This window comes from Streptococcus sp. 449_SSPC, from assembly GCF_001073005.1.
Taxonomy (GTDB): Bacteria; Bacillota; Bacilli; order Lactobacillales; family Streptococcaceae; genus Streptococcus; species Streptococcus salivarius_F.
In genome coordinates this window covers 23,075-41,903 of sequence record NZ_JVGR01000030.1, presented here as the reverse complement: position 1 = coordinate 41,903, position 18,829 = coordinate 23,075, and the positions used below count along the sequence as shown (strand labels likewise).

Genomic DNA, 18,829 nt, shown 5'->3' with positions numbered 1-18,829 from the left:
AATTAATTTAAAGACGACTGCTATTCATTTAAGAATGGCAGTTTTTTTCTGCTTTTAGATAAGATAAGCTTCTCATTTTTTAAAGAAAAAATCTGAATTTTAGCATTTTTCAGACGGAAATTGAATTAAAATTATGGCAATAAAATGAGAAAGAAAAACAATATTAAAAGAGGGACTCCGAAAGAAAGCTTATAATATAAGGGTTTGAAAATTTCACTATCTATTGATATCTTAGAAAGCTTTACAAAACCTCCAAAGGGGTAAATAATTATCTTGCAAAGTTCTGAAAATAGTGTATAATTCAGAATGAAAAGGGTTACAAAAATGTTAAGATTTGTAAAAATGGGAGGATAGAATCATGAATAACCGATTCGGTGATTCGAGGCAGCGTTTCTCCATACGTAAGTTTACGGTGGGCGTTGCTTCGGTCTTACTTTCGTCTGCAGTTTTTGGTGTAAGTACCGCCAAAGCAGATCAAGCTGAAGAGCCTAAAGGCCAACCAGCGACGAGTGTACTTGAGGAAGCCAGTGAGTCTGATGGTGGGGGCCAAAGGACAAGCACTAGTGCCTCAAGTCAAGAAGTGACAGCTGAACCTACCGTTCAAGCAGAAAGTACTAGTGCTATCTCAGTAACTGCTGTTTCTAGTGAAGTTGCGCTTCAAGAGCAAACGGTTGCAAGCTCTGAGCAAACAAGTTCATCACAAGATAAGACTAGTGAGGGGCTCAGTGAGAAACCTGTTACAGTCAATGAAACACGAGAAGCTAGCGCTAGCGACCTCGCTGCAGCAAACAATACGAGTTCCGCTTCGTCTGATAATTTCGGACTTAAGGTTACCAACCTAAGTCGCCCGATTCCATCGGATGTCAAGGTGACAAAGACAGGAACTGAAATCACTGTTCAAAATCCTGATGTGGAAATGGAATTTCCGAACGGAAATAGTAAGTACGCTACTAGCAAGGTTGTCTACCACAATATTCCTTTCCCTGATGATATGACCATCAATGAAGGGGATCAGGTCATTTTTAATTTGCCTGAGCAGTTGCGATTCCGTACTAGCTACGATATCAATGTCTATAATCCAGACAATCAAATTGTAGGTCTGGCTCAAATTGATCCTGAGAAGAATCGTGTCACTACGACCTTTAATAACTATTTCCAAACACATCCTAACAATAAGCTCATGAGTTTGGAGTTGGATACCCTTTATTCTGAAGAAGTAGATGAAGGGGAACATCTTACTCTTGATTTTGAGGGACGTATCATTCATGTTTCAGTGGGTAAAGTGCAGTCACCTCCTCCAGGTCAAGAGGTTATTTCTAAGTGGGGTAGTCAAGACAAGCATGATCCAACTATCCTAAATTGGCAGATGCGTCTTAATTACTCACGACGTCTCCTTAACAACTTGAAACTGGTTGATACTTGGTCTGACAATCAAAGATTTGTGGACGGTTCTTTGCAACTTCGCTACATTGATTCGGCAGATCCTTGGATTGACAAGGGTTCAGCTATGGATTTGATTAAGAGTTTCTCTTATGATGATAGCCATTTTGAGCTTAAACTCAATCAGTTGGACCGCATGGTTTATGTTTGGTATCAAACCCGTTTGACAAAACCTGTTGAAGAATCAACCAACCCTGTCAACCGTATTAAACTCCATGCGGATGTTGTTTCTGATTCTTACAAGTCAACCATTCGCTTAGTTGGAGGTCGTGGAGATGCCATCGGGGATAATCTCGCTCATTTCAATCTTGAACTTGAGAAGGACTTGGCAGGCAGAGACCTCAAGGACAAAGAATTTACCTTCAAACTGGTTGATGTGACGGATAGTGCCAATCCTGTTGACTTAGGGGAAACCACTAATGATGCCAAGGGTAAAATTGTCTTTTCAAATCTCTCACTCAGTAAGCCAGGCGTCTATCATTATCGTGTGACTGAAGTTCCAGGTAATGACGAAGATGTGGTCTATGACAAACTAGAAGCCAATATCACCATTCAGGTTGTTCGTGAAACTGTGGACAATCAAGTCAAATTGGTTGCCAAGGTTGCCTATCCAGAAGACATTATCTTTAACAATAAATTGGTAACACCAGCCAAGGCCAAAATTGCATTTGGTAAGGAATTGACCAAGGCAGGCGTTAAACAAGATCTAAAAGCAGATCAATTCCAATTTGTTCTTAAAGACCGTTTTGGAAAAGTCCTTGAAACTGTTGGTAATACAGCTGATGGTCAGGTTGCTTTTAGTGAGTTAACCTTTAACAAGGTAGGTACTTACAACTACACTGTTGAAGAGCTTACAGGTAAGGATGACTCAATTGTTTATGACAGCATGAAAGCTGCTGTTTCTATCACGGTAACACGTGATGGCGACGCCCTTGTTTCAACCGTGGTTAATCCTAAAGACACTATCTTTAACAACAAGTTTGTGACTCCAGCTAAGGCCGCTATTCAGTTCAGTAAGGAATTGACTAAGGCAGGTGTCAACCAAACTTTGACTGCTAATGAGTTCCAATTTGTTCTCAAAGATAGTGCCGGTCATATTGTCGAAACAGTTGGTAATACAGCTGATGGTCGTGTTGCCTTTAGTGAACTTCACTTTGATAAGGCAGGAACTTACACTTATACTGTTGAAGAAGTTAAGGGAACTAACGAAGATATCATCTATGATGGTATGAAAGCAACTGTCTGGATTACAGTGACACGAGATGGTGATGCTTTGGTATCAACAGTTGCTAATCCAAAAGATACTGTTTTCAATAACTATGTGAAAGACGTGCAACCAGCTAAGGCCAAATTCGAATTGACCAAGGTTCTTACAGGTCGTAACCTCAAAGATGGTGAGTTTAGTTTCGTTCTCAAGGACGACAAGGGTAATGTTATCCAAACAGTGACCAATAATGCACAAGGAAACATTAGTTTTGAAAATATTGTCTACGACAAACCAGGTGTTTACTACTACACTGTTGAAGAAGTCAAGGGCAATGAAGCTGACGTGGTTTATGATAACATGGTGGCTAAATTCCAGGTGACCGTTACTAAGACTGTAGGTGAAAAGGAAAATCTGCTCGTAGCAGCCGTTCTCCTTCCTTTGGATACAGAATTTAACAATAGTTACATTCCTCCAAAACCTCCTACACCGCCAACACCACCGACACCACCAAGTGTCCCACCTAAACCACCAGTGGTTCCGCCAACACCACCAACTCCGCCTACTCCACCGGTGACTCCAAAACCAGCTAAGCCAGTTCAATCCTCTGAGAAATCAGGACCTCAACTTCCAGAGACTGGTCAAGCTAATGATACTGCTTTGCTTGCCCTTGGTGTGGCAGCAGAAGTGGCAGCAGTCATGGGTGTAGCATATAGCCATCGTCGCCGTAAAGACGTTTAAGATGATGACCTAAAAGATCGAGTATTCTCGATCTTTTTTAGTATTTGGCCGCCTATCTCATTAAATGAGAAATCAAGATAAAGCCAACTGCAAGATGAAATTTCTACTAAATTAAGCTATAATGAAGAGTATGAAAGTTCTACTTTATCTTGAAGGAAAATCGGTTCTTGAAAAATCAGGAATCGGACGGGCTCTCCACCATCAGATGCATGCCTTGGACTTGGCGGGGATTCCCTATACAACGGACATCTTGGGTGATTACGATGTCGTTCATATTAATACTTATGGGCCACGCAGCTTGATGTTATTGCATGCTGCAAAACGCCGTGGCAAGAAGGTCATCATGCATGGTCATTCGACACGTGAAGACTTTGAGAATTCATTCATCGGTTCTAACCTTTTGGCTCCACTTTTTGGGAAATACTTGGCCCACATGTATCAAAAGGCCGATTACGTGATTACGCCATCTGAGTATTCCAAAAAATTGATTCAGTCTTACGGAGTTACCACACCAATCATTGCTGTTTCAAATGGGATTGATTTGAAAAAATACGGTAAGGATCCACGTAAGGAAGAAGTTTTCCGAGACTACTTTGGTATCAAGGAAGGACAGCCAGTGGTGATTTGTGCGGGTCTTTATTTCCAACGCAAGGGAATTGAAGATTTCGTCAAGGTTGCCGAAAAGATGCCTCATGTTCGTTTCATTTGGTTAGGTAGTATTAGCAAATGGTTGATTCCTAAGAAGATTCGAGACATTGTCAATGGTAAGCATCCTGATAATGTCAGCTTCCCAGGTTATTTCAAGGGAGCCGTCTTCCAGGGAGCTATGAGTGGTGCTAATGCTTTCTTTTTCCCATCTTACGAGGAAACAGAAGGGATTGTGGTGCTAGAAGCCTTTGCCAGTCACCAGCATGTGGTTTTGCGTGATATTCCTGTTTATGAAGGCTGGGTTAATGACAAGTCGGCTTCATTCGGGCACAACGTGGACGAATTTGTAGTAGCCTTGCAAGATCTTATCGATGGTAAAGTGGACAAACGTGAAGAAGGCTATAAGGTTGCAGAAAGTCGCTCGATTGATGATGTCGCCCAAAAGCTTGTTGAAGCCTACAAAGAAGTATTGGAGATTTAAATGCGTATCGGATTGTTTACAGATACCTATTTTCCGCAGGTATCAGGTGTTGCGACCAGTATTCGCACGCTGAAGACGCAGTTGGAAAAAATGGGACATACAGTCTTTATCTTTACCACCACTGATAGAGATGTTGACCGCTATGAAGACTGGCAGATTGTCCGTATTCCGAGTGTGCCTTTCTTTGCTTTTAAGGATCGCCGTGTAGCTTATCGTGGCTTTTCCAAGGCACTAGAGATTGCTAAACAATATAAGCTTGATATTATTCATACGCAGACAGAGTTTTCATTAGGTCTGCTAGGGATTGCCATTGCACGCGAACTTAGGATTCCTGTTGTGCATACCTACCATACTCAGTATGAAGACTATGTCCGCTATATTGCCAAAGGTATGGTTATCCGTCCAAGTATGGTTAAGTACATTGTTCGTGGCTTTATGAGCGATTTGGATGGAGTCATCTGTCCGAGTGAGATTGTTTATGACCTTTTGCTCAAGTACAAGGTTGCAGCTGAAAAACGTGTCATTCCAACTGGAATTGAACTTGAAAAATTCCAACGTCCAGAGATTACTGAAGATGATGTGGCAGACTTGAGATCCAAGCTTGGTATCGCCTCTGATGAGACCATGTTGTTGAGCCTCTCTCGTGTGTCCTATGAGAAAAACATCCAGGCTGTGCTGGCTGCTCTCCCTTCTGTTTTGGAGGAAGACGACAAGGTGCGTTTGGTTGTGGCTGGTGACGGTCCTTACCTACCAGATCTTAAGTCTCAAGCCAAAAAACTTGGTATTCAGGACAAGGTGGTTTTCACTGGTATGATTGCGCCTAGTGAGACAGCACTTTATTATAAGTCTGCTGATTTCTTCATTTCGGCATCAACCAGTGAGACTCAGGGCTTGACCTATCTGGAAGCCTTGGCTAGCGGTACCCCTATCATTGCCCACGGAAATCCTTATTTGGATAATGTGATTACAGACCAGATGTTTGGAACGCTTTATTATCATGATAATGATTTAGCCGGGGCCATTTTGGAAGCTGCCATTGCAACACCAGAAAAAGACGAAACTAAGTGGGCTGACAAGCTTTATGAAATTTCTGCGGAAAACTTTGGAAAACGTGTCTATGAGTATTACTTGGACCTTACGATTTCTAAGGATTTCCACAACGATTTGAATGGTGAAGACAGTACCATGAAACGCTTGACGCGTATGGTAACTTATTTGCCGACTAAGGCTATTACCTTGCCTGTTAACGGCTCTGTTCGTATCCTCAAAGGATCAGCCAAACAGGTCAAGAAAATCAGAAATATCACGAAACTTTTGGATTAGGAAAGCTACCAGATTTTCCTAGTCAGATAAAATCTTAGAATTGATTAATAAAAGAGATAATTAGCTTGAAAAATTACAGTTTCATGCTATAATAACGCATAGAGACATATCAGTCATGGGAAATCTTTCAGAGAGCGTGTGGTGCTGGAAATCACGCAGAGGACATGATTGGGACTACTCGATTAACTTTTTATGCAAACATAAAACGGTGGCCACGTTAGAGCCAATCAGAGGTGTAGGACAGACTCATTTTTTGTCGTACACGAACTAAGGTGGAACCACGTTGCGACGTCCTTTTTAGGATGTCGCTTTTTGTATTGTTTGGTATGCTTTACAATTTTTAGAATGTCTAGTTTAGATAGAAAAGCTTTACTTTGTGACTAAATATTTTCTCTTTGATTACTAAAAGGATTGTTTAGAACGAGGTGACACTATCTTTTTAGTTGAGGGAGAATTTTATGGGGTTCAAATATGAAGCTATCAAGGCCTACTTGATTGACCACGGTGTGGATGCTAGTCTTGCTGAGACTATGCACGCTATCTATGCTACTCAAAGACTTGGTGGAACAGCCAATGCCTATTTTCTTATTGTTTTTACAGAAAAAGAGGTTTTCATTATCTCGATTACTCCTTTAGGAAAATTAGGGGAGATTATTGCTACACTTCCTGAAGAGATGATTAAGTCCTATCAGTTTAAGAAACGTTTGTTTATTGGTTACAAACTTCGTTTCTTTCTAACTGATGGCAGGGATCTAGACTTTAATGTCAACAAGATGATGATTGGTGCTGGTTGGCATAAGAAGGAATTGCAAAGCATCCTAGAAACAAACTATTACAACAAAAAGATTAAATAGAAAGGAAGAAGGGGCTCATCCTTTAGGGCTCTGACATCTTAATTATGATTAACATTACTTTCCCAGATGGCGCTGTTCGTGAATTTGAATCTGGCGTTACAACTTTTGAAATTGCACAATCTATCAGCAACTCTTTGGCTAAAAAGGCACTTGCTGGTAAATTTAACGGTAAATTGATTGACACAACTCGTGCGATCACTGAAGATGGAAGCATCGAAATCGTGACACCTGATCACGAAGACGCTCTTCCAATCTTGCGTCACTCAGCGGCTCACTTGTTTGCCCAAGCAGCTCGTCGCCTTTTCCCAGATATTCATTTGGGTGTTGGTCCAGCCATCGAAGATGGTTTCTACTACGATACTGACAATGAAGCTGGTCAAATTTCTAACGAAGACCTTCCTCGTATTGAAGAAGAAATGAAGAAAATCGTTAAAGAAAACTTCCCATCAATCCGTGAAGAAGTGACTAAAGACGAAGCGCGTGAAATCTTCAAAAATGACCCATATAAATTGGAATTGATTGAAGAGCACTCAGAAGACGAAGGTGGTTTGACTATCTACCGTCAAGGTGAGTACGTTGACCTTTGCCGTGGCCCACACGTACCATCAACTGGTCGTATCCAAGTCTTCCATCTTTTGAATGTTGCAGGTGCTTACTGGCGTGGAAATAGCGATAATGCTATGATGCAACGTATCTACGGTACAGCTTGGTTCGATAAAAAAGATCTCAAGGCTTACCTTAAACGTCTTGAAGAAGCTAAAGAACGTGACCACCGTAAACTTGGTAAAGAACTTGATTTGTTCATGATTTCTCAAGAAGTTGGTCAAGGTCTTCCATTCTGGTTGCCAAACGGTGCGACAATCCGTCGTGTCTTGGAACGCTACATCGTGGACAAGGAAGTAGCAGCAGGCTACCAACACGTCTACACTCCACCAATTGCCTCAGTTGAGCTATACAAAACTTCAGGTCACTGGGATCACTACCGTGAAGATATGTTCCCAACAATGGATATGGGAGATGGTGAAGCCTTTGTCCTTCGTCCAATGAACTGTCCTCACCACATCGAAGTTTACAAACACCATGTGCACTCTTACCGCGAATTGCCTATCCGTATCGCTGAAATTGGTATGATGCACCGTTATGAAAAATCTGGTGCCCTTACAGGACTTCAACGTGTGCGTGAAATGTCACTTAATGACGGTCATACTTTCGTAACACCAGAACAAATCAAAGATGAGTTCCAACGTACGCTTCAATTGATTATCGACGTTTACGAAGATTTCAACTTGACTGACTATCGTTTCCGTTTGTCATACCGCGACCCTAAAGATACTCACAAATACTTTGACAATGACGAAATGTGGGAAAATGCTCAAAGCATGTTGAAATCAGCCATGGATGACATGGAACTCGACTACTTTGAAGCAGAAGGTGAAGCTGCCTTCTACGGTCCAAAACTTGATATCCAAGTGAAGACTGCCCTTGGTAATGAAGAAACACTTTCTACTATCCAATTGGACTTCTTGCTTCCAGAACGTTTTGACCTTAAATATATCGGAGCTGATGGAGAAGAACACCGTCCAGTTATGATTCACCGTGGGGTTATTTCAACAATGGAACGCTTTACAGCTATCCTTATTGAAAACTATAAAGGAGCCTTCCCAACTTGGTTGGCACCTCAACAAGTAACTGTTATCCCAGTTTCAAATGAAGCCCACACAGATTACGCTTGGGAAGTTGCTAAACAACTTCGTGACCGTGGTATCCGTGTTGAAGTGGATGAACGTAACGAGAAAATGCAATACAAGATTCGTGCGTCTCAAACACAAAAAATCCCTTACCAATTGATTGTTGGTGACAAGGAAATGGAAGACGGAACTGTTAACGTTCGTCGCTATGGACAAAAACAAACACACACTGAAACTGTATCAGAATTTGTAGAAAATATCCTTGCTGATATCGCCCGCAAATCACGCTCAGATGCCGAATAAATCAGAAAGTCGGTTAGCTAAGCTAGCTGACTTTTTAGTAGGATAAACCATGCACGTTTTTATGAAAAGACTCTTATTCCTGGTGGGAGCAGTTCTGGTTTTGTTACTGGCGAGTTTTACTTATCATAGATTGGCCTTGCAAAGGGAAAAGGCTTCTCTTAAACCTATGGGACAAATGGTGTCTGTTAATGGCCATGAAATGAGCGTCTTTGTAAAGGGGGAGGGGTCACAAACTCTAGTTTTTCTATCTGGTGCTGGAACGGCCTCTCCCATTCTAGATTTTAAAGACTTGTATGATGGGCTTTCGAAGCAATACAGGATAGTCGTTGTAGAGAGGGCTGGTTATGGTTACAGTGAGGACACTTCAGAGTCCAGAGATGTTTCTGAGGTTCTGTCAGAAACACGTCAAGCCCTAGCCAAGGCTCATGTCTCAGGTCCTTATATAATCCTTTCTCATTCGATGTCCTCCTTAGAGACACTTCTGTGGCAGGAAAAATACCCTAGTGAAGTGAAAGCTATCATTGGTTTAGATTGGGCCCTACCAGAAAGTTATGCACATTTAACAATACATCCCCAGATTTTACGTATGGCTCGTTGGGGAAGTCAATTAGGCTTATTAAGGTATTTACCGGGTCGCTTATATGTGCCTAATGCCAATCTCAGTAGTAGTGACCACCGCCTCTATCAACGGATAGCCTATCGTCAAATTTTGTCAAAGGCTATGTTAAATGAGAGCCTGTCTGTTAAGGAAAATGCGAAAAAGGTTACTTCTAGCATTGATTCACAAATTCCAACCTTACTGATGGTCTCGAATGGTGGGGGTACTGGTTTTAGCCAGAAGGACTGGCGGCATTATGCGACTAGCTTTGCAAAGGACCAGAAAAATATCGAAGTGACTTTTTATGATGCTCCGCATTATCTTTATCACTATCAGACCAAAGAGGTGGCCGAGAAGATAGAGGAGTTCATCAAAGAGACGACTGAATGAATTTACATATATTATCGAGGAGGGATGTGATGCTCATTGGTTCAAAAGCCTTTCGACACTTATGGGAGGACTGGCGAAGGGACTACCAGCCATTGCAAGTACTAAAGCTATTGTTAGCTTATATAGGGATGCCAGAGGATTTATCGGGAGAGCTTGAAGAAACCCAACACCTTTTATCTTATTTTGATCCTGACTTGGCACCGCATGATTCCTTCTGGAAGGATGTCGTTAAATTGGTAGACCTGGCTTTTCCTGGTGATAGTTTGTCTAAGAATGCCTCTATTGAGAGACAAATCCATCAGCTACGTTACCTGATTTCTAGTCAACAGGCTCAGTATGTGCGGACGCATTATAAAAAGCCAGGGATGACAGATAAAGAAGCTTTGGCTGTCTATCTGAGATGGAAGCCTTTCACCATGTTTGATCAGGGACGTTTGCACCAGAAGGTTTCTATCTGTGATGGCAAGGCGGTTTATCCTGATGGGATTCCAAGTGTTAATCTAAAAATTCTTCTCTATAATCGGATTGAGTTTATTCTGGATAGTCAGGGAAACTTTCTCAATGAGGTCGATGCGGAGCAGGTGACCGAGAGTGGGGTGGTTAATGGTGCCAGTTTTAACTATGGTAATTTCAAGCGCCACTGGCAATTGGATGTGGAGCCGGTCCAACCACATGACCCTGATTTTCGTAATCGAATGACTAGGGGCTTTCGTTCACCCAACAAATTGAAAAAACGTTGGGGACAGCAAGCGCCTGAACAGTTTGATAAATCTTTCTACAATCCAAAAGGCATCTATGCTCAGTCTCATAGGTCTTTGGCAAATGATGTCAAACGCCAAGCCAGACTTTTTCTCGCTCTGGTTTATGGCTTTAAACCGGATCAGACCAAGCAATCAAAGGAGGTTCATATGTCTAAACAACCACAAAACAATAAGGGAACAGCAGTTCTAGGCTCACTAGTCTTTATGGCCTTATACGCCCTAGGTATTTGGCACAATGCTGTCCGAGGAAATATTCCCTTTCTCATTCTTTGGAGTGTTTTACTCCTTGTTAATGTCAGCTATTTTATTTTCCGCTTGAGAAAATAAAAAAGAAAGTGATACAGACCTAAATAGTAAGAAATTTAGGTCTGTATCACTTTTTTGTATATTCAATGATAACTTACCACTTGCTTTCTTCTGGGATAATAATCCAGCAGATGATGTAGAAAAGAAAGCCTGTTCCGAATAAGAAAATCGCTGCAGCCCAAATGAGGCGAATAATGACAGGGTCGATGTCAAGATATTTAGCGATACCAGAACAAACACCGGCAATGATTTTGTTGTTTGGATCTCGTCTGAGTTCTTTTTTCATATGATTTACCTCCGTATGCCTTATTATACCATAACACCTAGAAGTCTAGTATTAGCTTAAGGAAGCATGAAGTAGACGATACCCAGATATTGGAGTGCTGAAGCCAGCATGATGAAGAGGTGCCAAATCATGTGGAAGTATGGTTTTTTCTTAGCGTAAAAAGCTGCTCCAACCGTGTATGACAATCCTCCAGCAAGCATGAGCCCCCAAAAGGCTGGTCCTGTCTTAGTGACGATAGCTGGAATGATAAAGATAACCAACCATCCCATCATCAGATAGAGGAAGAGGGAGAACTTTTCATTGATTTTTTTAGCAAAAATTTTATAGAGAATACCAAAAATTGTTGTTCCCCATTGAAGGATGATGATGCTATAGCCTAGCCAACCGCCAACCAATGAGAGGGCAACAGGGGTGTAGCTTCCAGCAATGGCGATATAAATCATGCTGTGGTCAATAATTCTTAGAACCATCTTGTGGGGTGAGTTGTAATCCATAGCATGGTAGATGGCTGAGCTCAAAAACATGAGGAATAGGCTGATAACGAAAACAGACATCCCGACAGCAGCAGTCATACCATAGCCGTTGTTGGCATGAACAGCAGTAATTGGCAGTAAGACTAGCATGGCCACAGCACCGACGGCGTGTGTCACGCTGTTTGCCACTTCCTCACCAAAGCTAAGTTTTTTACTGAGTTTGAGGTTGGGAGAAGTATTAAAAGTAGCAGTATTAGACATTATTTCCTCCTTCAAGGTCGTTCAAAAGTTGATGGGTAGCTCGGTAGCATTGCAGCGTCTGACAGGCTGAGAGTATGACTTGCGGAGCTTCTTGAGGAAACTGACCATTCATACAGGCTACAAAGTCATTGTAGTAGCTCTTTTGGCTTTCAGCATCTGTTCGTAGGATTTCTAAGGTTTTGGCAATCTCAGAAATCTCAAAGACGGTCTTCAGACTAGTGATGACAATAAGTCTAGCTACCTGAGCAGCATTATATTTTTTCTTGATGGGTTTTGCGACATGGCCATGTTTGACATAATTATTGACCATAGAGGCGGTTAGCCCCTTGTCGTTTGGTCCCAAAGTACTTTGGGTGACCTGGTTGACATAGAGCAAAACCTGATCCAAATAGAGTTCAATCTCTGGTAATTCTTCCCAGAGAGGGTATTGTTGTGTTGTCAAATTATAAAAACCTCTTTATCTAGTTTTCATAACTAGATTATAACATTATAGAAATTCAAGTCAAGTCAGAACTTGTAAGATATGAAAAAGATGTTGAGATAAAATTTCCAACATCTTTATTTTTTATGTGATAAGGCAGGTTGATTTTTTATGCTTTTGGATCACTTCTTATGGGGTTCTGAGTTTCTCCAAAATTGCTTGTGCAGTTTCTTGGTTCATATGTTTGGCCTTGAGAAGTTCAGCCAAAACCTGAGGCATTTCTTCAGGAATAGCCCCAGCTAACAAAGCTAGGGATTTGGCTTGGAGTTTCATATGTCCTGCCTGTATTCCTGTTGAAGTCAGAGCTTTGAGAGCAGCCAGATTTTGTGCCAAACCAAGAGAGACGATGATACTGGCTAGAGTTTTGGCATCTGGATGATTAAGCAAGTCATGGGCGATAGAAGCACTAGGGTTAAGTCCGATAGAACCTCCACGAGTTGCGATTGGCATGGGGAGGGTTAATTCTCCCACTAGTTCCTTAGCTTCATGATCATAAGTCCATGTGGAGAGACCACGGTAGCTACCATCCTTGCTAGCATAGGCATGGCTACCGGCCTCAACGGCTCGCCAATCGTTTCCGGTCGCGATAACTAGGGCATCGATACCATTGAAAATTCCCTTGTTATGGGTAGCTGCTCGGTAGGGGTCCACCTGAGCCAGTTGGCTAGCCATCTCCATTTTCTTGGCTAGGTCATGTGCCTCTTCCTTATTACGACTGAGGAAGCGTGTGCTAAGACGACAAGTCGCTGTCACAAGACTCTCAGTGGCTAGATTTGAGAGAATAGCCATGAGGCTTTGACCTTTTGAGAGGTTTTCCAATTCTGGCACCAGGGCTTCCATCATGGTGTTGACCATATTGGCTCCCATGGCTTCTTGGGTATCAACGGCTAGATAGACAATGAGGAAGTTTCCTTTAGTCTCAGTCCAGAGCTTGCGAGGGCCACCCCCACGCTTAACAATAGAAGGGTGAGCCTCTTTGGCAATCTCTATAAGGTCCTGACTGGCTGCTTGAATTTTACTTGAGGCAGCAGCCTTATCAGGAACGTCAAAGAGGGCAACTTGGCCAATCATCTGACGGTCATGAATCGTAGTCGTGAAACCACCAGAACGCTTAATGAGCTTGCTAGCGTAGGAAGCAGCAGCCACAACTGAAGGTTCTTCGGTAACCATGGGAACCTGATAAGTCACACCATCTACCAATACATCTGGGCAAATGGCAAAGGGAAGTGTGAATCGACCAATAACATTTTCAGCCATTTGATTGGCTGTTTCAAGGGTGAGTTGTTGGTTCTTATCCAGAAGATCTTGATTTTCCTGAGACAAAAGAGCATTCGTTTTCAAATGCTCTTTACGTTCTTGCGGTGTCTTCTTGGAAAAACCAGTCCAAGAGAGTTTAGTCATATTAATGTCCTTTATAGATACGTTGGTGTTCAGAGATTTCAGCTAAACGGAAAGCTCCGGTTTGGTAATCAGCGAATTGAGTAGAACCAGTGTCATCCAACTGCGCCTCCTCATAGAAAAGTTTTTCATAATCAGCAACGCTTAATTGTTGACGTTTGGCAAAGGTATCTAGGCGGTCCGAACGAAGCAGGTCTTTGTAACCTTCAACCAGACGTCCTGAGAAAATTTCAGAGACAGCTCCAGAACCGTAAGAGAAGAAGCCAATCTTATCTCCGGCTTTAAGGTCTTGCGACTGTTCAAGCAAAGACAGAAGTCCAAGATAGAGTGACCCTGTATAGATGTTTCCAATTTGACGACTATAGGTGATTGAAGCGTCAAAGTTATTTGTCAGACGCTCTTTATTCTCTGGATTCAAATCTTTTGGAATAATCTTGTTAAGTCCCTTAAGAGCTAGCTTAGGATAAGGGAGATGGAGACAAAAAGCGGCAAAATCAGCAAAGTTAGTCTGATGGCGTTCTTGATAAGCTGCCCAAGTTGTCTTCAAACTGTCAAGGTACTGCTTGGTTGAATAGATGCCTTGAACATAAGGCGTTGAACTGTAGTTTGGACGCCAGAAGTCCATGATATCACGAGTTTGAGCTACATTATCATCAGCAAGTTCCAAAATACGTGGATTCTGACTGACTAGCATAGCTACAGCACCAGCTCCCTGAGTTGATTCACCAGAAGATTCCACACCATAGCGGGCAATATCACTAGCGATAACCAGAACCTTGCTATCTGGGTGGGCTGCCACGTGCAATTTAGCATAGTTAAGTCCAGCAGTTGCAGCGTAACAAGCTTCCTTCATTTCAAAAGAACGAGCAAAAGGCTGAATACCTAAAAGACTGTGGACATAGACAGCAGCAGCCTTAGACTGGTCAATGGAAGACTCAGTAGCTACGATGACCATATCGATAGCATTTTTGTCGTCGTCATTTAAAATATCAGCCGCCGCATCAGAGGCAAGCGTCACGATATCTTCTGTAATCGGCGTAATACTGGTTGCATCAAGCATCAGCCCCTTGCTGAATTTTTCAGGCTCCGCCCCACGGGCAAGAGCGAGATCAGCCATGTTTAGAACATATTGACTGGTCGCAAAACCAATCTTATCAATTCCAATAGACATATGATGTTTCCTTTTTTCTTCATTGTAGAGTATCCAGAAGATACTAATCTATAGTGATTTTACCATAAAAGAGCGCTTTCGCCTTGAAAAAACTTTGATAGTTAGTTATATCTCATTTTTTGATAGGAACTAGGGGATTTTAAACGACTTACTTTTACTATTCCCATAGCTTATATTTCTCATTTACACCAGAATAAGGTAAAATTGAAGTGGTAATCTACTTGTTTTTTAGCTATGTTAGAAAAGTAAAATTGTTGTTATATATTGAAATCATTGCGAGCGTTAAGTGAGACTTTCCGCTGTGAGATAAGTGTCTGTAAATAAAGTGTTTTGTTTACAGACACTCGGAATTTTTGAGACCATAGGCTCAAAAATTAGTCTTGGAACTTCGAAGAAGTTCGCAGACGTCCGTAATCACTTAAGGAAAGTCTCAAAAAATACTTTGTTTTCAATAGAATAAAGAGGAAAATCATGACAAAAGCAGACACTATTTTTAAAGAAAATATCACTAAAATCATGGAAGAAGGCGTTTGGTCGGAGCAAGCACGTCCTAAATACAAGGATGGCACCACAGCCAACTCCAAATACATCACTGGAGCTTTTGCAGAATATGACTTGAGCAAGGGAGAGTTTCCAATTACCACTCTTCGTCCTATCGCTATCAAATCTGCCATCAAAGAAGTGTTTTGGATTTATCAAGACCAGACAAACAGCCTAGATGTCCTTGAAGACAAATACAATGTCCACTATTGGAATGACTGGGAAGTTGAAGGCGTGCCTGCCAATAATGGGGACAAGCGTTCGATTGGTCAGCGTTATGGAGCGGTTGTTAAGAAGCACGATATCATTAACCGTTTGCTGGCACAGTTGGAGGCTAATCCGTGGAACCGTCGCAATGTCATTTCCCTTTGGGATTACGAGGCCTTCGAGGCGACAGCAGGACTTCAGCCTTGTGCCTTCCAAACTATGTTTGACGTTCGCCGTATGGGCGAGGACATTTATTTGGACGCCACTTTGACGCAACGTTCTAACGATATGCTGGTGGCTCATCATATTAATGCCATGCAGTATGTGGCTCTTCAGATGATGATTGCCAAGCACTTTGGTTGGAAATTTGGTAAATTCTTTTATTTCATCAACAATCTCCATATCTATGACAATCAATTTGAGCAAGCTGAAGAACTTCTCAAACGTCAGCCATCTGATTGCCAACCACGTTTGGTCCTCAATGTTCCTGATGGGACTAATTTCTTCGATATCAAACCAGAAGATTTCGAATTGGTTGACTATGATCCTGTTAAACCTCAACTCAAATTTGACTTAGCAATTTAATAAATGCTTATGAATTAAGCCCATAAAGAGCTGGCAAAGTTTTTCCAAGCTCTTTTTCTCTTTTTTTGTTAGAATGGATTGTAAACTTAAAAAGAAAAGGAAATACCGTGTCTAAACAACTCATTGCTATTTGGGCGGAAGCTCATAATCATGTTATTGGGAAGAATCACACCATGCCTTGGCATTTGCCTGCTGAACTGGCACATTTCAAGAAAACGACCATGGGCTCAGCAATTCTCATGGGGCGTGTGACCTTTGATGGCATGAACCGTCGTTGTCTACCAGGACGTGAAACCTTGATTTTGACACGAGACAAGGACTTCGACTGTGAGGGTGTAACGACCGTTACGAGTGTTGAGGAAGCCCTAGCTTGGTTTGAACAGCAAGATAAGGATCTCTATATTGCTGGTGGTGCTGGTGTCTACAAGGCTTTTGATGGGCATTATGATGCACTCATCAAGACAACTATTGAGGCTGATTTAGAGGGAGACACGTATTTTCCACAACTAGATATGACGGCATTTAAAGTGGTATCACACGAACGTGTGGCCAAGGATGATAAAAATGCCTACGACTTTAGCATAAGTCGCTATGAAAAAGAAGGAGACTAGGTTCATGCAACGTAGTGTTTTTGGGTTATTTACTGCATTATTGGGAGTGCTTTGTGTGCTCTCTGCCATTCCTGCCTTTCGCAAGAAACGTTATGGGTTAGCAGTTTTTCTCTTTTTAAATGCTTTTACCAACCTTGTCAATACTATTCACGCCTTCTATGGCACCCTATTTTAGAAAAGAGTGAGGAATAAATGGCTGGAAATCGTAATGAAGAAATGGTTTATTGTTCATTTTGTGGCAAAAACCAAGAAGAAGTAAAGAAAATTATCGCCGGCAATGGCGTCTTTATCTGTAACGAATGTGTGGCCTTGTCACAAGAAATCATTCGTGAGGAAATGGCAGAAGAAGTTTTGGCTGACTTGGCTGAAACTCCGAAGCCAAAAGAACTTTTGGATATTTTGAACAACTATGTCGTGGGGCAAGACCGTGCTAAACGTGCCTTGGCGGTAGCTGTTTACAACCACTATAAACGTATCAACTTCACAGAAAGTCGTGAAGACAATGATGTGGATTTGCAAAAATCAAATATTCTCATGATTGGACCAACTGGTTCAGGGAAGACTTTCTTGGCTCAGACCTTGGCTCGTAGCTTGAATGTTCCTTTCGCGATTGCGGATGCGACCTCATTGACAGAGGCAGGTTATGTGGGTGAGGACGTGGAAAATATCCTCCTCAAACTGATCCAAGCGGCAGACTTCAATATTGAACGTGCGGAACGTGGGATTATCTATGTCGACGAGATTGATAAGATTGCTAAAAAAGGTGAAAACGTATCAATTACTCGTGACGTTTCTGGTGAAGGGGTTCAACAAGCCCTCTTGAAGATTATCGAAGGAACAGTAGCTAGCGTTCCACCTCAAGGTGGTCGTAAACACCCTAACCAAGAGATGATTCAAATTGATACGAAGAATATTCTTTTTATCGTAGGTGGTGCTTTTGATGGTATCGAAGATATCGTTAAGCAACGTCTTGGTGAGAAAATCATTGGTTTTGGTCAAAATAATAAGGCTATTGATGATGACTCATCATACATGCAGGAAATTGTGGCTGAAGATATTCAAAAATTCGGTCTTATCCCTGAGTTTATCGGACGTTTGCCAGTCCTTGCGGCCCTTGAACAGTTAACGGTTGACGACTTGGTTCGTATCTTGACAGAGCCTAGAAATGCCTTGGTTAAACAGTACCAAACCCTTTTGTCTTATGATGGGGTTGAACTTGAGTTTGACCAGGATGCTCTTGAAGCTATTGCAAGTAAGGCGATTGAACGTAAGACTGGTGCGCGTGGGCTTCGCTCTATCATTGAAGAAGTCATGATGGATGTCATGTTTGAAATTCCTAGCCAGGAAGATGTGACTAAGGTTCGTATTACCAAAGAAGCCGTTGACGGTACAGCTGCTCCAGTTTTGGAAACAGCGTAAGGAGGACTTATGGCTGAAGAACAAGTCCTAAATACGCACAATGCTGAGATTTTACTCAGTGCAGCAAATAAGAGTCACTATCCGCAAGATGACCTCCCTGAGGTTGCCCTAGCAGGACGCTCGAATGTTGGTAAATCAAGTTTTATCAATACACTTCTCGGTCGTAAAAACCTCGCACGTACTTCTGGAAAACCAGGAAAAACCCAGTTGCTCAATTTCTACAATATTGACGACAAGCTACGCTTTGTGGATGTGCCAGGTTACGGTTATGCCCGTGTGTCCAAAAAAGAACGTGCCAAATGGGGGAAAATGATTGAGGAGTATCTCGTGACTCGAGACAATCTTCGTGTGGTTGTTAGCTTGGTTGACCTTCGACATGAACCAACTCAAGACGATATCCAAATGTATGAATTTCTTAAGTATTATGAAATTCCAGTGATCGTTGTGGCGACTAAGGCTGACAAGATTCCTCGCGGAAAATGGAACAAGCACGAATCTATCATTAAGAAAAAACTCAATTTTGATAAAAATGACCATTTCATCGTCTTTTCATCTGTCACACGTGACGGTTATGATGAAGCATGGGATACGATTTTGTCAGAATTGTAAGAAAAGCTCGGAGAAATCCGAGTTTTTTTCTTGTGATAGTCTTTAACTATC

The 18,829-nt window shown here is 41.9% G+C and carries 17 protein-coding genes; 12 read left to right on the top strand and 5 right to left on the bottom strand.

The window, feature by feature from the left end; genetic code table 11:
* Window positions 1-358 precede the first annotated feature (358 nt).
* The 7 genes from ADH51_RS08375 to ADH51_RS08345 all read left to right on the top strand — a co-directional run bounded on the left by ADH51_RS08375 (window position 359) and on the right by ADH51_RS08345 (window position 10,758).
* Complete coding sequence (locus ADH51_RS08375) at window positions 359-3,385, top strand: Spy0128 family protein (RefSeq protein WP_048676054.1); 3,027 nt, start codon at window positions 359-361, stop codon at window positions 3,383-3,385.
* A gap of 130 nt (window positions 3,386-3,515) precedes the next feature.
* Window positions 3,516-4,514 (top strand): glycosyltransferase family 4 protein, encoded by a 999-nt coding sequence (locus ADH51_RS08370; protein WP_048676051.1) that lies wholly within the window; start codon window positions 3,516-3,518, stop codon window positions 4,512-4,514.
* Entirely contained in the window at window positions 4,515-5,837 is a 1,323-nt protein-coding gene (locus tag ADH51_RS08365; protein ID WP_037610833.1) for a glycosyltransferase family 4 protein, read from the top strand. It abuts the gene before it with no gap.
* Window positions 5,838-6,295: 458 nt separating this feature from the next.
* Entirely contained in the window at window positions 6,296-6,691 is a 396-nt protein-coding gene (locus tag ADH51_RS08360) for a hypothetical protein (RefSeq protein ID WP_048676048.1), read from the top strand.
* A 44-nt stretch (window positions 6,692-6,735) separates the two neighbouring features.
* A complete protein-coding gene (gene thrS / locus ADH51_RS08355; RefSeq protein WP_048676045.1) occupies window positions 6,736-8,682 on the top strand; it encodes a threonine--tRNA ligase in 1,947 nt (648 codons plus the stop codon).
* A gap of 49 nt (window positions 8,683-8,731) precedes the next feature.
* Window positions 8,732-9,670 carry an alpha/beta fold hydrolase gene (locus ADH51_RS08350; protein ID WP_048676042.1) on the top strand — a complete coding sequence of 313 codons (939 nt, stop codon included), beginning with the start codon at window positions 8,732-8,734 and terminating at the stop codon, window positions 9,668-9,670.
* A 29-nt stretch (window positions 9,671-9,699) separates the two neighbouring features.
* Window positions 9,700-10,758 (top strand): DUF3114 domain-containing protein, encoded by a 1,059-nt coding sequence (locus tag ADH51_RS08345; protein ID WP_022495921.1) that lies wholly within the window; start codon window positions 9,700-9,702, stop codon window positions 10,756-10,758.
* Window positions 10,759-10,831: 73 nt separating this feature from the next.
* On the opposite strand, the gene ADH51_RS08340 is transcribed toward ADH51_RS08345, so the two are convergent.
* The 5 genes from ADH51_RS08340 to ADH51_RS08320 form a co-directional block, all read right to left on the bottom strand.
* Entirely contained in the window at window positions 10,832-11,023 is a 192-nt protein-coding gene (locus ADH51_RS08340) for a PspC domain-containing protein (RefSeq protein ID WP_002886147.1), read from the bottom strand.
* A gap of 56 nt (window positions 11,024-11,079) precedes the next feature.
* Complete coding sequence (gene trhA, locus ADH51_RS08335; RefSeq protein ID WP_002886236.1) at window positions 11,080-11,757, bottom strand: PAQR family membrane homeostasis protein TrhA; 678 nt, start codon at window positions 11,755-11,757, stop codon at window positions 11,080-11,082.
* A complete protein-coding gene (locus ADH51_RS08330) occupies window positions 11,750-12,199 on the bottom strand; it encodes a DUF1836 domain-containing protein (RefSeq protein WP_002885964.1) in 450 nt (149 codons plus the stop codon). The genes trhA and ADH51_RS08330 overlap by 8 nt, the downstream gene beginning before the upstream one ends.
* 168 nt (window positions 12,200-12,367) lie before the next feature.
* Complete coding sequence (locus tag ADH51_RS08325) at window positions 12,368-13,639, bottom strand: hydroxymethylglutaryl-CoA reductase, degradative (protein ID WP_021144513.1); 1,272 nt, start codon at window positions 13,637-13,639, stop codon at window positions 12,368-12,370.
* Between the two features lies 1 nt (window position 13,640).
* Entirely contained in the window at window positions 13,641-14,807 is a 1,167-nt protein-coding gene (locus ADH51_RS08320) for a hydroxymethylglutaryl-CoA synthase (protein WP_021144512.1), read from the bottom strand.
* 471 nt (window positions 14,808-15,278) lie between these two features.
* Between ADH51_RS08320 and ADH51_RS08315 the strand changes: the two genes are divergently transcribed.
* The 5 genes from ADH51_RS08315 to yihA all read left to right on the top strand — a co-directional run bounded on the left by ADH51_RS08315 (window position 15,279) and on the right by yihA (window position 18,778).
* Window positions 15,279-16,139 (top strand): thymidylate synthase, encoded by an 861-nt coding sequence (locus ADH51_RS08315; RefSeq protein WP_048676038.1) that lies wholly within the window; start codon window positions 15,279-15,281, stop codon window positions 16,137-16,139.
* A gap of 107 nt (window positions 16,140-16,246) precedes the next feature.
* A complete protein-coding gene (locus tag ADH51_RS08310) occupies window positions 16,247-16,750 on the top strand; it encodes a dihydrofolate reductase (RefSeq protein WP_048676035.1) in 504 nt (167 codons plus the stop codon).
* Window positions 16,751-16,754: 4 nt separating this feature from the next.
* Window positions 16,755-16,925, top strand: a complete 171-nt coding sequence (locus tag ADH51_RS10135; RefSeq protein WP_002886174.1) for a hypothetical protein — start codon at window positions 16,755-16,757, stop codon at window positions 16,923-16,925.
* A gap of 17 nt (window positions 16,926-16,942) precedes the next feature.
* Window positions 16,943-18,169 carry an ATP-dependent Clp protease ATP-binding subunit ClpX gene (gene clpX / locus ADH51_RS08300; protein ID WP_002890340.1) on the top strand — a complete coding sequence of 409 codons (1,227 nt, stop codon included), beginning with the start codon at window positions 16,943-16,945 and terminating at the stop codon, window positions 18,167-18,169.
* Between the two features lie 9 nt (window positions 18,170-18,178).
* Window positions 18,179-18,778: a ribosome biogenesis GTP-binding protein YihA/YsxC gene (yihA, locus tag ADH51_RS08295; protein ID WP_048676032.1), complete on the top strand. Its 600-nt coding sequence runs from the start codon at window positions 18,179-18,181 to the stop codon at window positions 18,776-18,778.
* Window positions 18,779-18,829 lie beyond the last annotated feature (51 nt).